Origin of the sequence: Kutzneria buriramensis (assembly GCF_003387475.1) — a bacterium.
Taxonomy (GTDB): Bacteria; Actinomycetota; Actinomycetes; order Mycobacteriales; family Pseudonocardiaceae; genus Kutzneria; species Kutzneria buriramensis.
This window is the reverse complement of the sequence record NZ_QUNO01000016.1, coordinates 110628-130196: the sequence shown is the minus strand read 5'-3', so window position 1 is coordinate 130196 and position 19569 is coordinate 110628. Positions and strand designations below refer to the sequence as shown.

Below are 19569 nucleotides of genomic sequence, written 5' to 3'. Positions count from 1 at the left end.
TTATGGCAATGAGTTGTTCGTGATTGGCGCGTGGCTACACCTTTACAAAATTCGCGGATATGCGATGCGCGTCACTGTAACGGGGGTGTTCGTGACTTGCTGCACGTGCATACTTCCTACCGATGGGTAGGAAGGGTAGGATTTACCTGGTGTCAAGCTGTCTGACCTTGAACTAGGGGTCTGGACAGGTCGCGTTCCGTGAGCGAAACCCTGATCGGGTTACCTCAAGCGGGTTATGGACCAGGTCGGCGCGGGGCGAAAGACTCACTCGGGTCGGTCTTGTGCGAGTTAAACCACCCCGACGGAGCAACTTTCCACGGGTGAGTGAAGTTCGGCCATTCCGATGGAGTTCCCACGTGCGTGTTCCGGGCTCGGAACTAAACCCCTCGGGATACTCCATTCGGCGGTAGAATTGGCGGGATCCGTTGGGCACCGTTGCCTACGGATCTCGATGGTTGTGGTGGCCCCAACTGTCGAGTTCATCGATCGCGGTCCGGTGACGACGGGACCCGGTTGTCCATTTCGCGGCACGCCGGCGCAGGGGAATCGCCGTAGCGATGACGTGCGCGCGAACGGGACTCCGGGGCGGTGTCGGCGCGCGGCCGTGAATTGACCTCACCCTCCGGGCAGGCAACGCGTCGTGTCGGCGCGCCCTTCCCACCGCTCGGACTGACCAGTGCCGTGACCGGTTCTGGCGATGCCCCGTGCCTGAAAGGTGCCCTGATCGATGTCGGTCCCACCCGAGTGGAACGCCACTGACCGGCCCGTGCCCGCCCGCACCCTGGCCCAGCTGGTCGAGGGTCAGGTGGCGCGCACCCCCGACGCGCCCGCCCTGCTCGGCGCGGACGGCATGGTCACCTTCGCGCAGCTCGACGCCCGCGCGAACCGGCTCGCCCACCTGCTGGCGGCCCGGGGCGCGGGGCGTGAGCGGATCGTCGCGCTGGCCCTGCCGCGGTCGGCGGACCTGGTCACGGCCCAGCTGGCGGTGGCCAAGACCGGGGCGGCCTTCCTGCCGGTGGACCCGGACTACCCGAAAGAGCGAATTTCGCTCATGTTCGACGACGCCGATCCGGTCCTGGTTGTCACCCGGCGCGCACTCGCCGAGCGGCTCCCCGCCGGGTCGAACAGCGCTGTGCCGATGATCACCCTGGACACCCCGGGCCTGCTGGAGGACCGTCCGGACCACGAGTTACCGGTAAGTCCACAGTGCACCGACCACGCCGCGTACGTCATCTTCACGTCCGGGTCCACCGGGCGGCCCAAGGGTGTCGTGGTCACGCATGCGGGCCTGGCCAGCTTCGCGGCGGCCGAGATGGACCGGTACGAGGTGCGCGCGGGCGACCGTGTGCTGCAGTTCTCCTCCCCCAGCTTCGACGCGTCCATTCTGGAACTCTGCATGTCGCTGCCGGCCGGCGCGGCGCTGGTGGTGCCGCCGCCCGGGCCGCTGCTGGGCGACCGCCTGGCCGAGGTGCTCCAGGGCGAGCGAATCACGCACGCGCTGATCCCGCCGGTCGCGCTCGCGACCGTCCCGGACATGAAGCTGCCCGACTTCCGCACGCTCATCGTCGGCGGTGACGCCTGCACCGCAGACCTGGTGCGCCGCTGGGCCCCGGGCCGCCGCATGATCAACTCGTACGGCCCGACCGAGTCGACCGTCGTCGCCACCTGGAGCGATCCGCTGACGCCGGGCGGGACACCGCCCATCGGCCGGCCCATCTGGAACACCAAGGCCCGGGTCCTGGACGACCAGCTGCGCCCGGTCGCTTTCGGTGTCACCGGCGAGCTGTACGTCGAGGGCATCGGCCTTGCCCGCGGCTACCTCGAGCGTCCGGGCCTGACCGCCGCACGATTCGTGGCCAGCCCGTTCACGCCGGGCGCCCGCATGTACCGCACCGGCGACCTCGTGCGGTGGACGGCGGAGGGCGTGCTGGAGTTCGTCGGCCGCGCCGACCACCAGGTGAAGGTCCGCGGCTTCCGGGTCGAGCTCGGCGAGATCGAGTCGGCGCTGCGCGCGCACCAGCACGTCCGGGACGCCGTGGTGATCGCCCGCGAGGACCGGCCCGGCGTGAAGCGGCTGGTCGGCTACGTCATCGCGGACACCGACGCGGACCTGCGCACCCACCTGGCGGCCTCGCTGCCGGACTACATGGTGCCGGCGGTGATCATGCGCGTCGATGCCTTCCCGCTGGGCCCCAACGGAAAGCTCGACCGCAAGGCGCTGCCGGAGCCCGACTGGGCCAAGGCGCGCCGCAGCCGGTACGTGCCGCCACGCACCGAGGCGGAGCGGGTGCTCGCCGAGTTGTGGGGCGACCTGCTCGGCGTGGCGGAGATCGGCGTCCAGGACGACTTCTTCGAGCTGGGCGGGGACTCCATCCTCGGCGCGAAGCTGTTGGCCCGCATCCGGACCAGCTTCGACGTCGACCTGTCGCCGCGCGTCGTGTTCGACGCCCGTACGGTCGCCGGCATCGCCGAGCTGCTGCCGCCGCAGGCCCACGCGGCCGGGGACCGGATCCGCCGCGTGCCAAGGACTTCGCCGATCCCGATCTCCCCGGCGCAGCGCCGGCTCTGGCTGCTGAACGACCTGACCGCCGGCGACACCGAGTACAACTCCGCCATCGGCCTCCGCCTGCGGGGCCGCCTGAACCCGATGGCGTTGCAGAAGGCGTTGGACGCCTTGGCCGAGCGGCACGAGTCGCTGCGCACGACATTCGACATCGTCGACGGCGAGGTCGTGCAGGTGATCGGCCAGCACGGATCCCTGCCGCTGCAGCGGATCGACGACATCGAGGCGGAGCTTGAGCAGCCGTTCGACCTGAGCGAAGGTCCGCTGACCCGCGTGTCTCTGATCGAGCTCGCCGCCGACGATCACGTGCTTCTGCTGTGCCAGCACCACATCATCACCGACGGCTGGTCCGTCGCGCTCCTCATCGACGAGCTGATCACCCTGTACACCGGCGGCGAGCTGCCGGCTCCGACCATCCAGTACGCGGACTTCGCCCGGTGGCAGCAGGAACGGCTGACCGGTCGGCTGAAGGACCGGCAACTGGCGTACTGGCGGCGCAAGCTCGCCGGCCTGGCCCCACTGGAGCTGCCGACCGACCGCCCCCGGCCGCAGGTGCGCACCACCGCCGGCTCGATCCGCCGCTACGACCTGCCGGCCGACCTCGTGCACCGGCTGACCGAGATCGGCCAGGACCACGGCGCCACCCTGTTCATGACGCTCACGGCGGCGGTGCAGCTGCTGCTGGCCCGGCACAGCAACCAGCAGGACGTCGCCCTCGGCACCGTCGTCTCCGGTCGCGACCACGCCGAGTTGGAGCAGGTCGCGGGCTTCTTCGTGAACACGCTGGTGCTGCGGTCGTGGGTGGACCCGGCGCAGGCCTTCCCGGACTTCCTCGCGGACGCGCGGGAAACCGTCCTGGAGGCGTTCGCGTACGCCGACCTGCCTTTCGACCAGGTGGTCGCCGACCTCCAGCCGGTCCGCGACCCGAGCCGGACCCCGCTGGCGCAGGCCCTGATCATCCTCCAGAACGCGATGGTGCCCGCCCGCACGGCCGGCGACCTGACCGTCCGGGATCACGATCTGCCGCGGCCGCGGGCCCGTTTCGACCTGGTCTTCGAGTTCGTGCCGCGTGACGGCGGCCTGGTCGCGGCCATCGAGTACAACACCGACCTGTTCGACGCCAGCACGATCGACCGTGTCGCTGGCCACCTGCGCGTGCTGCTCGACGGCATCGCCGCCGACCCGGCCCGCACGGTCGGCGAGCTGCCGCTGCTGAACGACGCCGAGCGCCGGCAGGTGCTGACGGAGTGGCAGGGCCCGGTGATCACCGTGCCGTCGGTGACCCTGGCGGACCTCTACGAACAGCAGACCGAACGCACGCCGAACGCCGTGGCGGTGGTGTGCGAGGGCCGTGAGCTGACGTACCTGGAGCTGAACGAACGCGCCAACCGGTTGGCCCGCCGGCTGATCGAGCAGGGTGCCGGCCCTGAGCGGCTGGTCGCGATCTCCATGCCCCGCTCGGAGCAGATGATCGTGGCTGTGCTGGCGGTGTTGAAGTCCGGCGCCGCCTACCTGCCGGTGGACCCGAAGTACCCGGCGGAGCGCCGGGAACTGATGATCGCCGACGCGCGGCCGGTGGTGGTGCTGACCGAGATCGGCGACCTGCCGCACAGCGCCGACGACCTCGGTGATGTCGGCCTCACGCCGGCGCATCCGGCGTACGTGATCTACACGTCCGGCTCGACCGGCCGGCCCAAGGGCGTGGTCATCACCCACGCCAGCGCGGTCGAACTGATGGCATGGGCGGCAAAGGACTTCGGCGCGCCCGGACTGTCCACTGTGGTCGCCTCGACGTCGCTGAACTTCGACGTCTCCGTGTTCGAGATCCTGTGCCCGCTGATGATCGGCGGCACGATCGAGATCGTCCGGGACGTGCTGGCCCTCGGCGAACGGCCCGGCGGCGACTGGCAGGCGAGCCTGGTCAGCGGCGTGCCGTCGGCCTTCGCACAGCTGCTGGCACAAGGTGCGGTGTCGGTGACGCCCGAGCACGTCGTGCTGGCCGGCGAGGCACTGACCGCAAGCGCGGTGAGGGACGTCCGCAAGGCGCTGCCGGGCGTGAAGGTCGCCAACATCTACGGCCCGACCGAGGCGACCGTCTACGCCACCGCCTGGTACGACGACGGCACCGACCGCAACCCACCGATCGGCCGACCCATCGCCAACACCAGGGCCTACGTGCTGGACTCGGCGTTCCGACCGGTCCCGCCCGGCGTGACCGGCCAGCTCTGCCTGGGCGGCACCGGCCTTGCCCGGGGCTACCTCAACCGCGGCGGACTCACCGCCGATCGGTTCGTCGCCGACCCGTTCGGCCCCGCCGGCAGCCGCATGTACCTCACCGGCGACGTCGTGCGCTGGACCGCCGACGGCGAGCTGGAGTACCTGGGCCGCGCCGACCACCAGGTCAAGATCCGTGGCTTCCGGATCGAGCTCGGCGAGATCGAGAACGCCATGCGGGCCCACCCGAACATCGTCGACGCGGTGGTGGTCGTCCGGGAGGACAACGGCCACAAGCGGCTCGTCGGCTACGTGGTCGGCGACGGCCGCGCCGATCTTCGTGCGCACCTGGCGAAGTCGCTGCCCGAGTACATGGTGCCGGCGGGCTTCGTGTTCCTCGACCAGTTCCCGCTGAATCCCAACGGGAAGCTCGACCGGGCCGCGCTGCCCGCACCGGATTGGGAGGCGCAGGGCGAGGACTACGTCGCGCCGCGCACCGACACCGAGCGCGTGCTGGCCGAGATCTGGGCGAAGGTGCTGGGCATCGCGCGGGTGGGCGTGCTGGACAACTTCTTCGAGCTGGGCGGGGACTCGATCCTCAGCATCCAGGTCGTGTCGAAGGCAGCCCAGGCTGGGCTCACAGTCTCGTCCAGGGACGTGTTCCTCAACCAGACGATCGCCGCGCTCGCGACGACCGTGGTGGCGGGGGAGCGGATCGAGCGCGGGCCGGCGACGGGCGAGGTGCCGCTGACCCCTGTGCAGCGGTGGTTCCTCGACACGGAGCCGGCGACGCCCGGGCACTTCACGCAGAGCGTGGTGACCCGCTTCGACGAGCCGATCGACGCCGAGCGGCTGGCGAAGGCGTTGCAGGCGCTGGTGGACCACCACGACATGCTCCGCGCCAGATTCACGGACCGGCAGGTGATCCCCACCGCCGAGCCGGTGACCGTGCTCGGCGAGCCGGATCCGGTGTTCGACCTGACGAGCGGGCCGCTGATCCGGGCGGCGATCACCGGTCCGGACCAGGTCACGCTGTACGTGCACCACCTCGTCGTGGACGGCGTCTCGTGGCGGATCCTGGTCGAGGACCTGCACACCGCCTACGACGGCGGCGATCTCGGCCACCGCACCACGTCCTTCCAGGAGTGGGCGCACCGGCTGCGGAACCACACGTTCGACGATGTGGCGTACTGGCAGGCGATCGAGGACGTTCCGGTGCCCGTCGACGGCCACGGCCCCGACACCGTCGCCGACACGCGCGAGGTCGGCTTCAACCTGGACGCGGAGCAGACGCGGGCGTTGTTGCAGGACGTGCCCGGTGTGTACCGGACGCAGGTCAACGATGTGCTGCTGGCGGCGCTCGGCAAGGCGCTGACGGCGTGGACCGCTAGCCCGCGCGTTGTCGTGGACCTGGAGGGGCACGGCCGCGAGGACCTGTTCGACGGCGTGGACGTGTCGCGGACGGTCGGCTGGTTCACCTCGATCTTCCCGGTGTCGTTGGAGATCACCGGCGACTGGTCCCGGGATCTCAAGGCCGTCAAGGAACAGTTGCGGTCGGTCCCGAGCCGCGGCGTGAGCTACGGGGCACTGCGCTACCTCACCGGCTCGGTGCCGGCGATCGAGCCGGCGGTGAGCTTCAACTACCTGGGCCAGTTCGATGGCGCCGGCGAGATGGCGCTGTCGGAGGATCCGGCCGCCCCACGCCGGCACCTGTTGGACGTGGTCGGGCGGGTCGAGAACGGCTGCCTCGAGTTCACCCTCTTCCACGGCGCGAACCACAGGACGGCGACCATCGAGGGGTTGGCCGCCGCGATGCGGGGAGCGCTGCTGGAGATCATCGAACACTGCGGGCAGCCGGGAGCGGGCGGTCGGACGCCGTCCGACTTCCCACTTGCGGCCCTCGATCAGTCCACGGTGGATCGCCTTGTCGGTGACGGTCGTGGCGTCGAGGACGTCTACCCGCTGACGCCGACCCAGGCCGGCATGGTGTTCCACCGGCTCGTGGAGAAGGGGCAGGGCGCCTACTTCCAGCAGGTCAGCTTCGTGGTCGACGCCGGCGCGGACGAGCTGGTGGCGGCCTGGCAGACGGTGGTCGACCGGACCCCGGTGCTGCGCAGCGACATCGTGTGGGAGGGCGTCGACCGGCCGTTGCAGGTGGTCCGGCGCGGCGTCACGCTGCCGATTCGCCGCTACGCCGGCAGCTTCGAGGACCTGCTAGCCGAGGATCGTGCCGCCGGCCTGGATCTGACCCGGGCGCCGCTGATGCGCATCACCTTGGTCGACGAGCCCGGCGGCACGCAGGTGCTGTGGACCTTCCACCACCTGCTGCTGGACGGCTGGAGCCTGTTCCAGGTGCTCGGCGACGTCATGGCGGCCGTGAGCGGCAGTGAGCCGGCGATCAGGCGCCCGTTCCGGGACTACGTCGCCTGGTTGTCCACACAGAACACCGCCAAGGCGGAGGAGTTCTGGCGTGGCATGACGTGTGATCGGACGCCGCTGCCGTTCGATCGGCAGCCAGGTGGCGTCACCGAATCGACTGCCAGCCTGCGTATCGTCTTCCCGGCCGACAGCCTGCGGGCAATGGCGCAGCGCAACGGCTTGACCGTCAACACGGTCGTGCAGGGCGCGTGGGCGTTGTTGCTGGCCCGGCACAGCGGTCAGCGGCGGGTGTGCTTCGGCAGCACGGTTTCCGGCCGCCCGGCCGCCCTGCCCGGCGTGGACGAGATCACCGGCATCTTCATCGCCACCCTGCCGTCCGTCGTGGACGTCGACGAGAAGCAGGCGCTGGTGCCGTGGCTGCGGCGGATCCAGGACGAGCAGGCGGAGGCCCGCCGCTTCGATTTCGCGCCGCCGACCGGCAACCTGTTCGACAGCATCCTGGTGTTCGAGAACTACCCGGTGGACGCCGACCTCGGCGTGCGGGAGCTGCGCGGCGTCGAGACGACGAACTACCCGCTGGCGGTCGTCGCGTATCCCGGCGACAATCTCACGCTGGCCTTCGGCTACGACCCGAACCTGTTCGACGAGTCGACCATCGCCGGCCTGGCCGGACGGCTGCGAACGCTGATCGAGGAGATCGCCGCCGAGACCGACCGGCCGCTGGCGGCGGTGCCGATGCTCAGCGACGCCGAACGGAACCTGCTGCTCCACAAGTACAACAACACGGCGCATCCGTTGCCGGAGCTGAGCGTGGTGGAGCTGTTCGCCGCGCAGGTCCGGCGCCGGCCGGACGAGCTCGCGGTCGACGACCTGACGTACGAGGAGCTGGACCGGCGGTCGAACCGGTTGGCGCACAGGCTGATCGAGCTGGGCGTCGACCGTGACCGCCCGGTGGCGCTGTTGCTGGAGCGGTCGCCGGAGCTGGTCGTCGCCGAGCTGGCGGTGCTGAAGGCCGGCGGCGCATACCTGCCGCTGGATGCCCGCGCCCCGAAGGACCGCCTGCGGACGCTGGCGGCGGACGCAGTGGTGCTGATCACCGACGCGACGTGGTGCGAAACGGCGGCGAATGTCCACGATGGACGGATCGCGCTGATCGGCGAGGGACGGAACGAGTCGCCGGTCGAGGTTTCGGTGCACCCGGCCAACCTCGCGTACCTGATGTTCACATCCGGGTCGACCGGCGTGCCGAAGGCCGTCGCCGTCACGCACCGGGACATCGTCGGCCTGGCGGCCGACCGCTCGTTCCGGCGTGGGCACAAGACCGTGTTGCTGCACTCGCCGCAGGCTTTCGACGCCTCGACGTACGAGTTGTGGGTGCCGCTGCTCAACGGCGGCCGCGTGGTCGTCGCGCCGCCGGGCACCGTGGACGCCTCCGTGATCCGGTGGGCGATCGACCAGGGTGTGACCGGGATGTTCCTGACCATCGGCCTGTTCCGGCTGGTGGCTCAGGAGGATCCGGAGTGCTTCAACCGCCTCGCCGAGGTGTGGACCGGCGGTGAGGTGGTGCCGGCGGAGGCGCTTCGTCGGGTGCTGGCTGCCTGCGCCGGCCTGTCCGTCGTGGACGTCTACGGTCCGACGGAGACGACGACCTTCGCCTCGCGTCACGTGATGACGGACGTGGTGCCCAATGTGGTGCCGATCGGATCGCCGCTGGACAACATGCGGCTCCACGTCCTGGATGGCGACCTTCGCCTGGTACCGCCGGGCGTCACCGGCGAGCTGTACATCGGTGGTGTCGGCGTGGCGCGCGGTTACTACGGCCAACCAGGACTGACGGCGGCGAGGTTCGTCGCGGATCCCTTCGGCACCGGTGAGCGGCTGTACCGCACCGGTGACCTGGTGCGGTGGCGAGACGGTGTGCTGGAGTTCGTCGGTCGCGCCGACGACCAGGTCAAGATCCGCGGCTTCCGGATCGAGCTGGGGGAGATCGAGGCCGCTCTGGCCGCGCACCCCGATGTTGAACAGGCTGTTGTCGCCGTCCGCACCGACGACGGTCGCAAGCGGCTCGTGGGTTATGTCGTTGGTGCGGCGGTGAACGTTAGCGAGTGGCTGGCCGACCGGCTGCCCGACTACATGGTGCCGGCGGTGATCGTTCGGCTGGAGTCGTTGCCGCTCAACGCCACCGGCAAGGTCGACCGCAAGGCGCTGCCCGCGCCGGAGATCACCGAGCGCGGATACGTCGCCCCGGGCACCGACGCCGAGCGGACGCTGGCGAGCATCTGGGCCGAGGTGCTGCGGCTGCCGCGGGTCGGCGTCGAGGACAACTTCTTCGAGCTCGGCGGCGACTCGATCGTCAGCATCCAGGTCGTCTCCCGCGCCCGGCAGGCCGGGCTGAGCCTGATGCCCGGCGACCTGTTCGCGCACCCGACCGTCGCCGCGCTCGCCGCGGCCGCCGGCACGGCCACCGCGGTCACGGCCAGCCAGGACGCCGTGACCGGCGAAGCGCCGCTCACCCCCGTTCAGCACTGGTTCCTCGACGCCGACCCCGTGCACGCCGAGCACTTCACCCAGTCCATGCTGCTCGATCTCGACGGCGACCGGGATGCGTTGGACCGCGCCCTGAATGTGCTGCTCGCGCATCACGACGCATTGCGAACCCGGTTCGACGGCCGGCAGATCACGCGGCCGGTCGGCTCCACGAGGATCCTCGACGGGGCGGAGTTCGACCTGGTCGACGGGCCGCTGTTCCGGGCCTCGATCGTCGACGGCAAGCTGCTGATCGAGGCCCACCACCTGGTCGTCGACACCGTGTCGTGGCGCATCCTCGCCGAGGACCTCGCGGCGGCTCTGCGGGGCGACGAGCTGCCGGCCAAGACCACCTCGTTCCAGGAGTGGTCCCGGCGGCTGGCGGCCTTCGCCGAGTCCGGCGGCTTCGACGACGAGCTGGACCACTGGAAGTCCCTGGCCACCAGCTCCCCGCTGCCGGTCGACGCCGGCGGCGTGAACACCCAGGGCTCGGTGCGGACGATCACCGTCAGCCTCGACGCGGAGCGGACCCGCGCCCTGCTCCAGGACGTGCCGGGCGTCTACCGCACCCAGGTCAACGACGTGCTGCTCAGCGGCCTCGCCCGGGCGCTCACCGACTGGACGGGACGGGACAGCGTGCTCGTCGACCTCGAAGGTCACGGCCGCGAGCAGCTGTTCGACGACGTGGATCTGTCCCGCACGGTCGGCTGGTTCACGTCGATCTTCCCGGTCGAGCTGGCCGTCGGCGCAGACTGGGACGAGACCCTGAAGGCGGTCAAGGAGAACCTGCGGGCCGTGCCGCGGCGGGGCGTCGGCTACGGAGCGCTGCGGCACCTGACCGGCGCCGCGCCGGCGATCAACCCCGAGATCAGCTTCAACTACCTGGGCCAGTTCACCGGCGACGGCTCGATCGGCGGCTCCGCCGATCCGGCCCAGCACCGGCCGCACCTGCTCGACGTCGTCGCGCTGGTCCAGCACGACCGGCTCGACCTGACCTGGTACTACTCGGACCAGGTGCACACCGAGGCCACTGTGTGCCGGTTGGCCGATGCGATGGTCGAGGCCCTCACGGACATCGTCCGGCACTGCGCACGGCCCGGCGTCGGTGGGCGCACGCCGTCCGACTTCCCGTTGGCGCGACTGAGTCAGTCCGATGTGGACGGTCTGGTCGGCGACGGCCGCAGTGTCGAGGACATCTACCCGCTGACGCCGCTCCAGGCCGGCATGATCTTCCACAGCCTGGTCGACGGTTCGTCCGGCGCCTACTTCAACCAGGTCCAGCTGCAGCTGACCGGCGTCGAGGACGTTCAGCGTTTCGCCGAAGCGTGGCAGCGGCTCGTGGACCGCACGCCGGTGCTGCGCAGCCGGATCGTATGGGACGGACTCGCCGAGCCGGTGCAGGTCGTGCAGCGGGACGTCACGCTGCCCGTGAGCATGCTCGACTGGACCACGGGCGGCATCGACTCGAAGCTGCGCGAATTGCTGGACAACGACCGCGCGCTCGGGCTCGACCTCGCGGCCCCGCCGCTGATGCGGGTGACGCTGGCCAAGCTTGCCGCCGACGAGGTGCTGCTGGTCTGGACGTTCCACCACGTCCTTCTCGACGGCTGGAGCTGCGCGCAGCTGGTGAGCGAGGTCTGCGCGGACTACAAGGCCGTCGGCACGCCGCCGCGGCGAACTCCGTTCGCCGACTACCTGCGCTGGCTGTCCACTCAGGACATCTATGCGGCGGAGACGTTCTGGCGGAGTGCCTTGCGGAACGTGGAGGGCCCGACGCCGTTGCCGTTCGACCGGCAGCCGGTGGAGTCGCACCGTGCGCAGTCGTGTGCGACTGTCCGCGTCGAGTACGCGTCCGGACAGCTGACGGAGTTGGCGCAGCGGCTGGGCCTGACCGTGAACACGATTGTCCAGGCGGCCTGGGGACTGTTGCTGGCCCGGCGTGCTGGTGTCGACGACGTCGTGTTCGGGACCACTGTGTCCGGGCGGCCGGCCGACCTGCCGGGCGTCGAGTCGATGGTGGGCATGGTGATCAACACCCTGCCCAGCCGGATCCGGCTCGACGGCGGCAAGTCCGTCGCCGACTGGCTCAGGGGGGTGCAGCAGGAGCTGTCGCAGGCCCGGCAGTACGACTTCGTGTCGCTTGCGCAGCTCCAGGGCTGGGTCGGGACGACCCTGTTCGACAGCCTGCTGGTGTTCGAGAACTACCCGTTCGACGAGGAAGCCATTGCCGCGCAGGGCATCGGCATGCACGGAATGGGCGAGGTCCAGCCGACGAACTACCCGCTGAGCGTGGTGGTGCAGCCGGGGCGGTCGCTGGAGGTCAGCTTCGACTACGACCCGACGCTGTTCGACGAGTCGACCATCCGCGGCCTCGCCGACCAGCTCGAACTCGTGCTCGCGGCCGTGACGGGCGGACCGGAGCGGCCGGTGCGGGAGCTCGACCTGCTCACCGACGAAGACCGCCGCCTCGTGCGGCACGAGTGGAACGCCACCGCGACCGCGCCGAGTTTCGACACCGTGCTGACGGCCTTCGCCCGGCAGGACCCCGATGCGCCGGCGGTGGATTCCCTCACCTACGCGGAACTCGACGCCCGGGCCAACCGCCTCGCGAATCGCCTGATCAAGCTCGGCGTTGGCGTCGAGGACCGGGTCGGGTTGCGCGTCGAGCGGTCGGTCGACCTGGTGATCGCCGAGCTGGCAGTGCTCAAGGCGGGTGCCGCGTACGTGCCGATCGACCTGCGGGCGCCGGCGCAGCGACAGCAGGCGGTGCTGGAACAGGCCGGCGTCGACATCGTCATCACCGACGGCGAGATCGACGTGGAGGAGCCGTCGACCGCGCCGGAGGTCCGGGTCAACCGGTCGAACCTCGCGTACGTGATGTTCACGTCCGGATCGACCGGCGTGCCGAAGGGCGTGGCCGTCACGCATGCGGACATCGTCGAACTGGCAAGGGATCGGTCCTTCGCGACCGGTCACACGACGACGTTGCTCCATTCGCCGCAGGCCTTCGACGCCGCCACGTACGAGGTGTGGGTGCCGCTCCTCAACGGCGGCCGGGTCATCGTCGCTCCGCCGGGTGACGTGGATGCGTCGGTGATTCGGTGGGCGGTCGGCCAGGGCGTGACCGGCATGTGGTTGACGGCCGGTCTGTTCCGGTTGATCGCGCAGGAGGACCCGGCCTGCTTCACGGGCCTTACCGAGGTCTGGACCGGCGGCGATGTCGTCCCGGCAGAGGCGGCACGGAGGGTGATCAGCAGCGGCGTGTCCGTTGTGGACGGTTACGGTCCCACGGAGACCACGACTTTCGCCTCGCGGTACAAGATGTGCGGCGAGGTGCCGGATTCGGTGCCGATCGGATCCCCGCTGGACAACATGCGGCTGTACGTCCTGGACGGCGACCTCCGTCTGGTTCCGCCGGGTTCGACCGGCGAGCTGTTCATCGGCGGCGCCGGCGTCGCCCGCGGTTACATCGGCCGACCCGGCATGACCGCAGCGAGGTTCGTGGCCGACCCCTTCAACAGCGGCGAGCGCCTCTACCGCACCGGTGATCTGGTGCGGTGGCGGGACGGTGTGCTGGAGTTCGTCGGTCGCGCCGACGACCAGGTCAAGATTCGCGGCTTCCGGGTCGAGCTGGGGGAGATCGAGACCGTCCTGGCGGCGCATCCCGCGGTCGACCAGGCCGTGGTGATCGTGCGCGCCGACGACGGTCGCAAGCGGCTCGTCGGCTACGTCGTGGGGGAGACCCAAGACCTGAAGGAATGGCTGGCCGAGCGGCTGCCGGACTACATGGTGCCGGCGGCGATCGTCGCCATGGACGAGCTTCCGCTCAGCCGCAACGGCAAGGTCGACCGCAAGGCGCTACCCGCCCCGGAACTGGCCGCCAGCAGCGGCTACCTCCCGCCGCGCACGGACAACGAGCGGATCCTCGCCGGCATCTGGGCGGAGATCCTCGGGACGGAGAAGGTCGGCGTCGAGGACAACTTCTTCGAGCTCGGCGGCGACTCCATCCTCAGCATCCAGGTGGTGTCCCGGGCCCGCGCCGCGGGCCTCAACCTCACGCCGCGAGACCTGTTCGCGCATCCGACGGTCGCCGCGCTGGCGGCCAATGCGACGGCCGCCGTGCAGATCGTCGCCGAGCAGGGTGCGGTGACCGGCGAGGTGCCGCTCACCCCGATCCAGCGCTGGTACCTCGACGACGCTGTCGCGCCCGAGTCCTTCACGCAGTCGATGCGCATCGAGTGGCCGCAGGACATCGACCCGGACCAGTTGCGGACCGCGCTGTCCACGGTGGTCTCGCATCACGACGCTTTGCGCCTGCGGTTCCATCGGATCGACGGCACGTGGTGGCAGCACAACGCCCCCGACGAGGCGGCGCAGATCCTCGACGCGGAGATCGACCTCGCCGACGGCCCGGTGATCACCGCGAAGATCGTTGAACCGAACGTGCTCGTGCTGACGGCGCACCACCTCGTGGTCGACGGCGTCTCCTGGCGGGTCCTGATCGAGGACCTGGAGGCGGCCTACCACCGGAAGACGTTGCCGCCCAAGACCACCTCGTACCGGGAGTGGGCGCACCGCCTGGCGCAGAGGGACTTCGGGGCGGAGATCCCGTTCTGGACGAGTATGGCCGCCGACCCGACGCTGCCGACGGATGGCAACGGCCCCAACACATACGCCACCACGACGACGGTCACCGTCGGTCTGGACGCCATCCAGACCAGGGCGCTTCTCCAGGACGTGCCAGGCGTGTACCGCACGCAGATCGACGACGTGCTGCTGGCGGCGCTCGGGCGCGTGCTGGCCGATTGGACGGGTCGACAGCACGTGCTGGTCGACCTCGAAGGCCACGGCCGGGAGCAGCTGTTCGACGACGTGGATCTGTCCCGCACGGTCGGCTGGTTCACGTCGATGTACCCGGTGGAGCTGGCCGTCGGGGCCGACTGGGCCGAGACCCTGAAGTCCGTCAAGGAACAGCTGCGGGCGGTGCCGAACAAGGGCGTCGCCGGCCTGATCCACGCCACCGCCGAGCCGCGGATCAGCTTCAACTACCTCGGCCAGTTCACCGATGCCGGCACCCTCGACTCGGACATCGGCCCGGACGAGCGCCGCCCGCACCAGCTCGATGTCGTCGGCGTGGTGCAGGGCGGCAAGCTGGAGCTGACCTGGCAGTATTCGACCAACCTGCACCGCGGGTCCACGGTCCGACGGCTCGCCGGTGATCTCGTGGCCGCCCTGCACGAGATCATCCGGCACTGCGCCGAGCCCGGTGCCGGCGGCCGCACGCCGTCCGACTTCCCCCTCGCCGGCCTCGCCCAGCACCAGGTCGACCGGATCGCCGGTGACGGCCGCGACGTCGAGGACATCTACCCGCTCACGCCGATGCAGGCCGGCATGGTGTTCCACGGCCTGTCACAGCAGGACCGGGGCCTCTACTTCGAGCAGGTCGCCTTCGTGCTCACGGATTCGCCGGACATGCAGCGGCTCGCCGAGTCGTGGCAACGGGTCGTGGACCGGACGCCGGTGCTGCGCAGCCGGATCGTGTGGGACGGCGTCCCGGAGCCGATGCAGGTCGTCGACCGGCACGTGAAGGTGCCGATCGCCCGGTACGACTGGCACGGCCTCGACCGCGAGGCGATGTTGGAGGACCTCCTGGCCTCGGACCGAGCGAAGGGCTTCGACCTCGCTGCCGGCCCGCTGCTGCGGATCACCCTGGCCCGGCTGTCGGCGACCGAGGTGCAGCTGGTCTGGTCCTTCCACCACGTGCTGCTCGACGGCTGGTCCGTGTTCCAGGTGCTGTCGGACGTGCTGGGGACGGCGGAGCAAAGGGTTCGGCGGCCGTTCGCGGACTACGTCGCGTGGATGCGCCGTCAGGACGTGCAGGCGGCCGACCGGCACTGGCGGGACGTGCTGGCGGACATAGAAGGACCGACGCCGCTGCCGTTCGACCGGACGCCGACCTCCAGTCACGACACGGCATCCACCGAGTGGGTGTCGGCGCGGCTGGACCAGGGGGCGGCCGGCCGGATCAACGAGTTCGCCCGCCGCCGCCGGCTGACCGTGAACGCGGTCGTGCAGGGCGCGTGGGCGTTGCTGCTGTCCCGTTACAGCGGGCAGGGCGACGTCTGCTTCGGCGCGACCGTGTCCGGCCGGCCCGCTGACCTGCCCGGCGCCGACGACATCGCCGGCATCTTCATCAACACGCTGCCGGTCCGAACGGCCGTCGACTCTCGACTGTCCGTCGTGGACTGGCTGCAGGAGATGCAGCAGGCGCAGGCCGAATCGCGGCGGTTCGAGTACGTTCCGCTGTCCCGCCTGCAATCGCTGGTCGGCCTGCCGTCGCTGTTCGACAGCGCCGTGGTGTTCGAGAACTACCCGGTCGGCGAGCAGCAGGGCATCCGCGACCTGGACGCCACCGAGGCGACGAACTACGCGCTGACCGTCGTCGGCGTGCCGGGGGAGACTCTCACTCTCGGCATCGGCTACGACCCCGAGTTGTTCGACGTCGGCACCGTGCAGCGCATGGTCGGCCACCTGGTCCGGGTCGTCGAGGCCATGTGCGACAACCCGACCCTCGGCGAGATCGACGTGCTCACCGATCGGGAGCGGTTCCACCTCCTGACCGGCGTGAACGCGACCGACCGGGTCGTGGTGCCGGCGACGCTGCCGGAGCTGATCGAGGCCCAGGCCGACCGCACGCCGGACGCGCCGGCGGTGCTCGCCGACACCACGCTGACCTTCGCGGAGCTCGACCGACGGGCGAACCGGTTGGCGCGCCGGCTGATCGCCGCCGGCGCGGGACCGGAGACGATCGTCGCGCTGGCCCTGCCGCGGTCGCTGGAGATCATCGTGGCGCAGCTCGCGGTGCTCAAGGCCGGCGCCGCGTACCTGCCGATCGACCCGGCCTACCCGGCGGAACGCATCCAGTTCATGCTGGACGACGCCGAACCGGTGCTGGTGGTCGGCGGCGACTTCGCCATGGACGGCTCCGAAGCGTCCTATTCGGACGAACCGGTGACCCGGTCGCTGTCGCCGGCCAGCCCGGCGTACGTGATCTACACCTCGGGCTCCACCGGCCGCCCCAAGGGCGTCGTCGTCACGCACGCCGGGCTGGCCAGCTTCTCCGCCGCCGAGATCGAGCATTTCGACGTGCGCCCCGGCGACCGGGTGCTGCAATTCGCGTCGCCGAGTTTTGACGCCTCGGTGCTGGAACTGTGCATGTCCCTGCCGGCCGGCGCGGCGCTGGTGGTGCCGCCGGCCGGGCCGCTGCTGGGCGAGCACCTCGCCGCGGTGTTCAGCAGCCGCGAGGTGACGCACGCGCTGGTGCCACCGGTCGCGATGGCCACGGTGCCGGACGTGGCGTTGCCGTCACTGCGGACCCTGATCCTCGGCGGCGACGCCTGCACGCCGGACCTTGTCGCCCGCTGGGCCCCGGGTCGCCGGCTGATCAACGCGTACGGGCCGACGGAGTCCACGGTGGTCGCCACCTGGAGCGACTCGCTCGAACCCGGTGGCACGCCGCCGATCGGCCGCCCGATCTGGAACACCAGGGCGTACGTGCTGGACGACGAGCTTCGCCCGGTGCCGGTCGGCGTGCCGGGGGAGTTGTACGTGGCCGGCATCGGCCTCGCTCGCGGCTACCTCGACCGCCCCGGCCTGACCGCGTCCCGATTCGTCGCCAATCCGTTCACGCCCGGCGCCCGCATGTACCGCACCGGCGACCTGGTCCGCTGGAACGCCGACGACCAGCTGGAGTTCCTCGGCCGCGCGGACAACCAGGTCAAGATCCGCGGCTTCCGGGTCGAGCCCGGCGAGATCGAGGCCGCCCTGACGGCCCGGTCGGACGTCAGGGCGGCGGCCGTGATCGGCGCGGACCAGCGGCTCGTCGCCTACGTGGTCGGCGAGACCGACGGCCTGCGGGAGTACCTCGGCGCGCGGCTGCCGGAGCACATGGTGCCGGCGGTGTTCGTGCCGCTGGCCGAGCTGCCGTTGACCCCCAACGGAAAGCTCGACCGCAAGGCGCTGCCGGCGCCGGCGCAGGAGCTGCCGACCACCGGCTACACCGCCCCGGAGACGGAGACCGAAGAGGTGCTCGTCGGGATCTGGGCGGAGGCACTTCAGCTCGAACGGGTCGGCGTCACCGACAACTTCTACGACCTGGGCGGCGACTCCGTGCGCAGCCTGCACATCACCTCGATGGTCCGCACCGCGTTCGACGTCGAGCTGACGCCGCGCGACGTGCTGGCCAGCGGGACCGTGGCCGCGCTGGCCGAGCTGATCGAGGAGCGGGTCCTGCTCGAACTGGAACGGGTCGCCTTCGGCGATGAAGAGATCTGAACAGCGGAAATCTGAGAGGAAGCAATGCGCGACGACATCGACTACCAGGTGCTGGTCAACGACGAGGAGCAGTACTCGCTGTGGCCGCTGGCCAACGAGGTGCCGGCCGGCTGGCGGCCGACCGGTTTCCAGGGTGGCAAGCAGGAGTGCATGGACCACGTCGACCAGGTGTGGACCGACATGAGGCCGCGCAGCCTGCGGGAGTGGATGGCCGCGAACCACTGAACCAATAGCACTATCACTTCAGTGAAGATCAAAACTAATTCCTGGGGAGGGACGCCGTGACCTCGTCCGCCGCGACGATCCGGTCCGTTGTGGACAAGACCAGCCTCGAACACACCCTGTCGGGACTGGTCGACCGCCACGGGGTGCCGGCGGCGCAGCTGTCGGTGCACACCGGCGGCGAGACGATCACCGTCGGCGCCGCCGGCAAGTATCCGATCGGATCGATCACCAAGCCGTTCACCGCGACGTTGGCGATGCTGCTGGTCGCGGACGGCGATCTCGACCTGGAGGACCGGCTCGCCGAGCACCTGGGGGACCTGGGGCCGCGGGTGGGCGAGCTGACCGTGCGGCAGCTGCTCAGCCACACCAGCGGCCTGCCGGCCGCCGTGGCCGGCGAGAACTCCTCGACGCGCCAGTACTTACGCGCCTGCCGGGACGCGGAGCTGGTGCTGCGCCCCGGCGTGGGGTTCTCCTACTCCAACGTCGGCTACGTGCTGCTGTCGCGGCTCGTGGAGGAGATCACCGGCATGGACTGGTGGGAGGCCGTCGAGGCCCTCCTGCTGACGCCGCTGGGCATCGAGCCGGCGTTCACGGTCGAGCCGGGCGGCAAGCGGTCCACCGACACCTTCGTGACCGGCCACGCTCGTCGCGGCGTGCCGGTGGATCAGACGTTGTCGGAGGTCGAGGCCGGCGCCGGTGCGCTGGCGCTGAGCGCCGAGGACCTGGTCACCTTCGGGCTGATGCACGTCACCGGTGACGGCCCGCTGTCGCCGCAGCTGCTGCGCACCATGCGCCGCCAGGTGCCCGGCGTCGTCCCTTTTGGACTGGCCAACGGCTGGGGACTGGGCCTCGCGGTGTTCGACGGCTGGGTCGGCCACGACGGCACCGCCGACGGCACCTCCTGCCACCTGCGCATCAACCCGACCGGCGGCCAGGTGGTGGCCCTGACCACCAACGCCGTGTCCGGCGCGGCGCTGTGGGTGGATCTCGTCGGCCGGCTCCGCGAACTCGGCCTGGACGTGGCCGACTACGACCTGTCGCAGCGGCACGACGAGATGCCGATGCCGGCGGGGCTGACCGGCAGCTACGCCAACGGCGACATGGAGTACTTCGTCGACGCCGGCGACGGCGTGCTGCGCGTCGGCGGCGAGCTGTACCCGGAGCTGACGGTGCACCGCGACTGGGCGTTCTCCGTGCTGGAGCCGGAATCCGGCCGGCGCGTGCTGGGCGGCCGCTTCCTGCGCGACCCGTCGACCGGCCGGATCCACGGCCTGCAGACCGGCGGCCGTGTCGCCGCCCGCCGCTGACCGAGACTAGAGAAACGGACA

3 protein-coding genes are annotated in these 19569 nt (G+C 70.5%); all 3 read left to right on the top strand.

What is annotated here, in order from left to right; genetic code table 11:
- The first annotated feature begins 727 nt into the window (after nucleotides 1-727).
- From BCF44_RS39015 to BCF44_RS39005, 3 genes are read left to right on the top strand one after another with little or no spacing between them, the layout of a single operon-like run.
- A complete protein-coding gene (locus tag BCF44_RS39015) occupies nucleotides 728-18016 on the top strand; it encodes a non-ribosomal peptide synthetase (RefSeq protein ID WP_116179529.1) in 17289 nt (5762 codons plus the stop codon).
- Between the two features lie 24 nt (nucleotides 18017-18040).
- Nucleotides 18041-18241, top strand: coding sequence for an MbtH family protein (locus BCF44_RS39010; protein WP_116179528.1), 201 nt, complete (start codon nucleotides 18041-18043; stop codon nucleotides 18239-18241).
- A gap of 56 nt (nucleotides 18242-18297) precedes the next feature.
- Nucleotides 18298-19548 (top strand): serine hydrolase domain-containing protein, encoded by a 1251-nt coding sequence (locus tag BCF44_RS39005; RefSeq protein WP_246016060.1) that lies wholly within the window; start codon nucleotides 18298-18300, stop codon nucleotides 19546-19548.
- Nucleotides 19549-19569 lie beyond the last annotated feature (21 nt).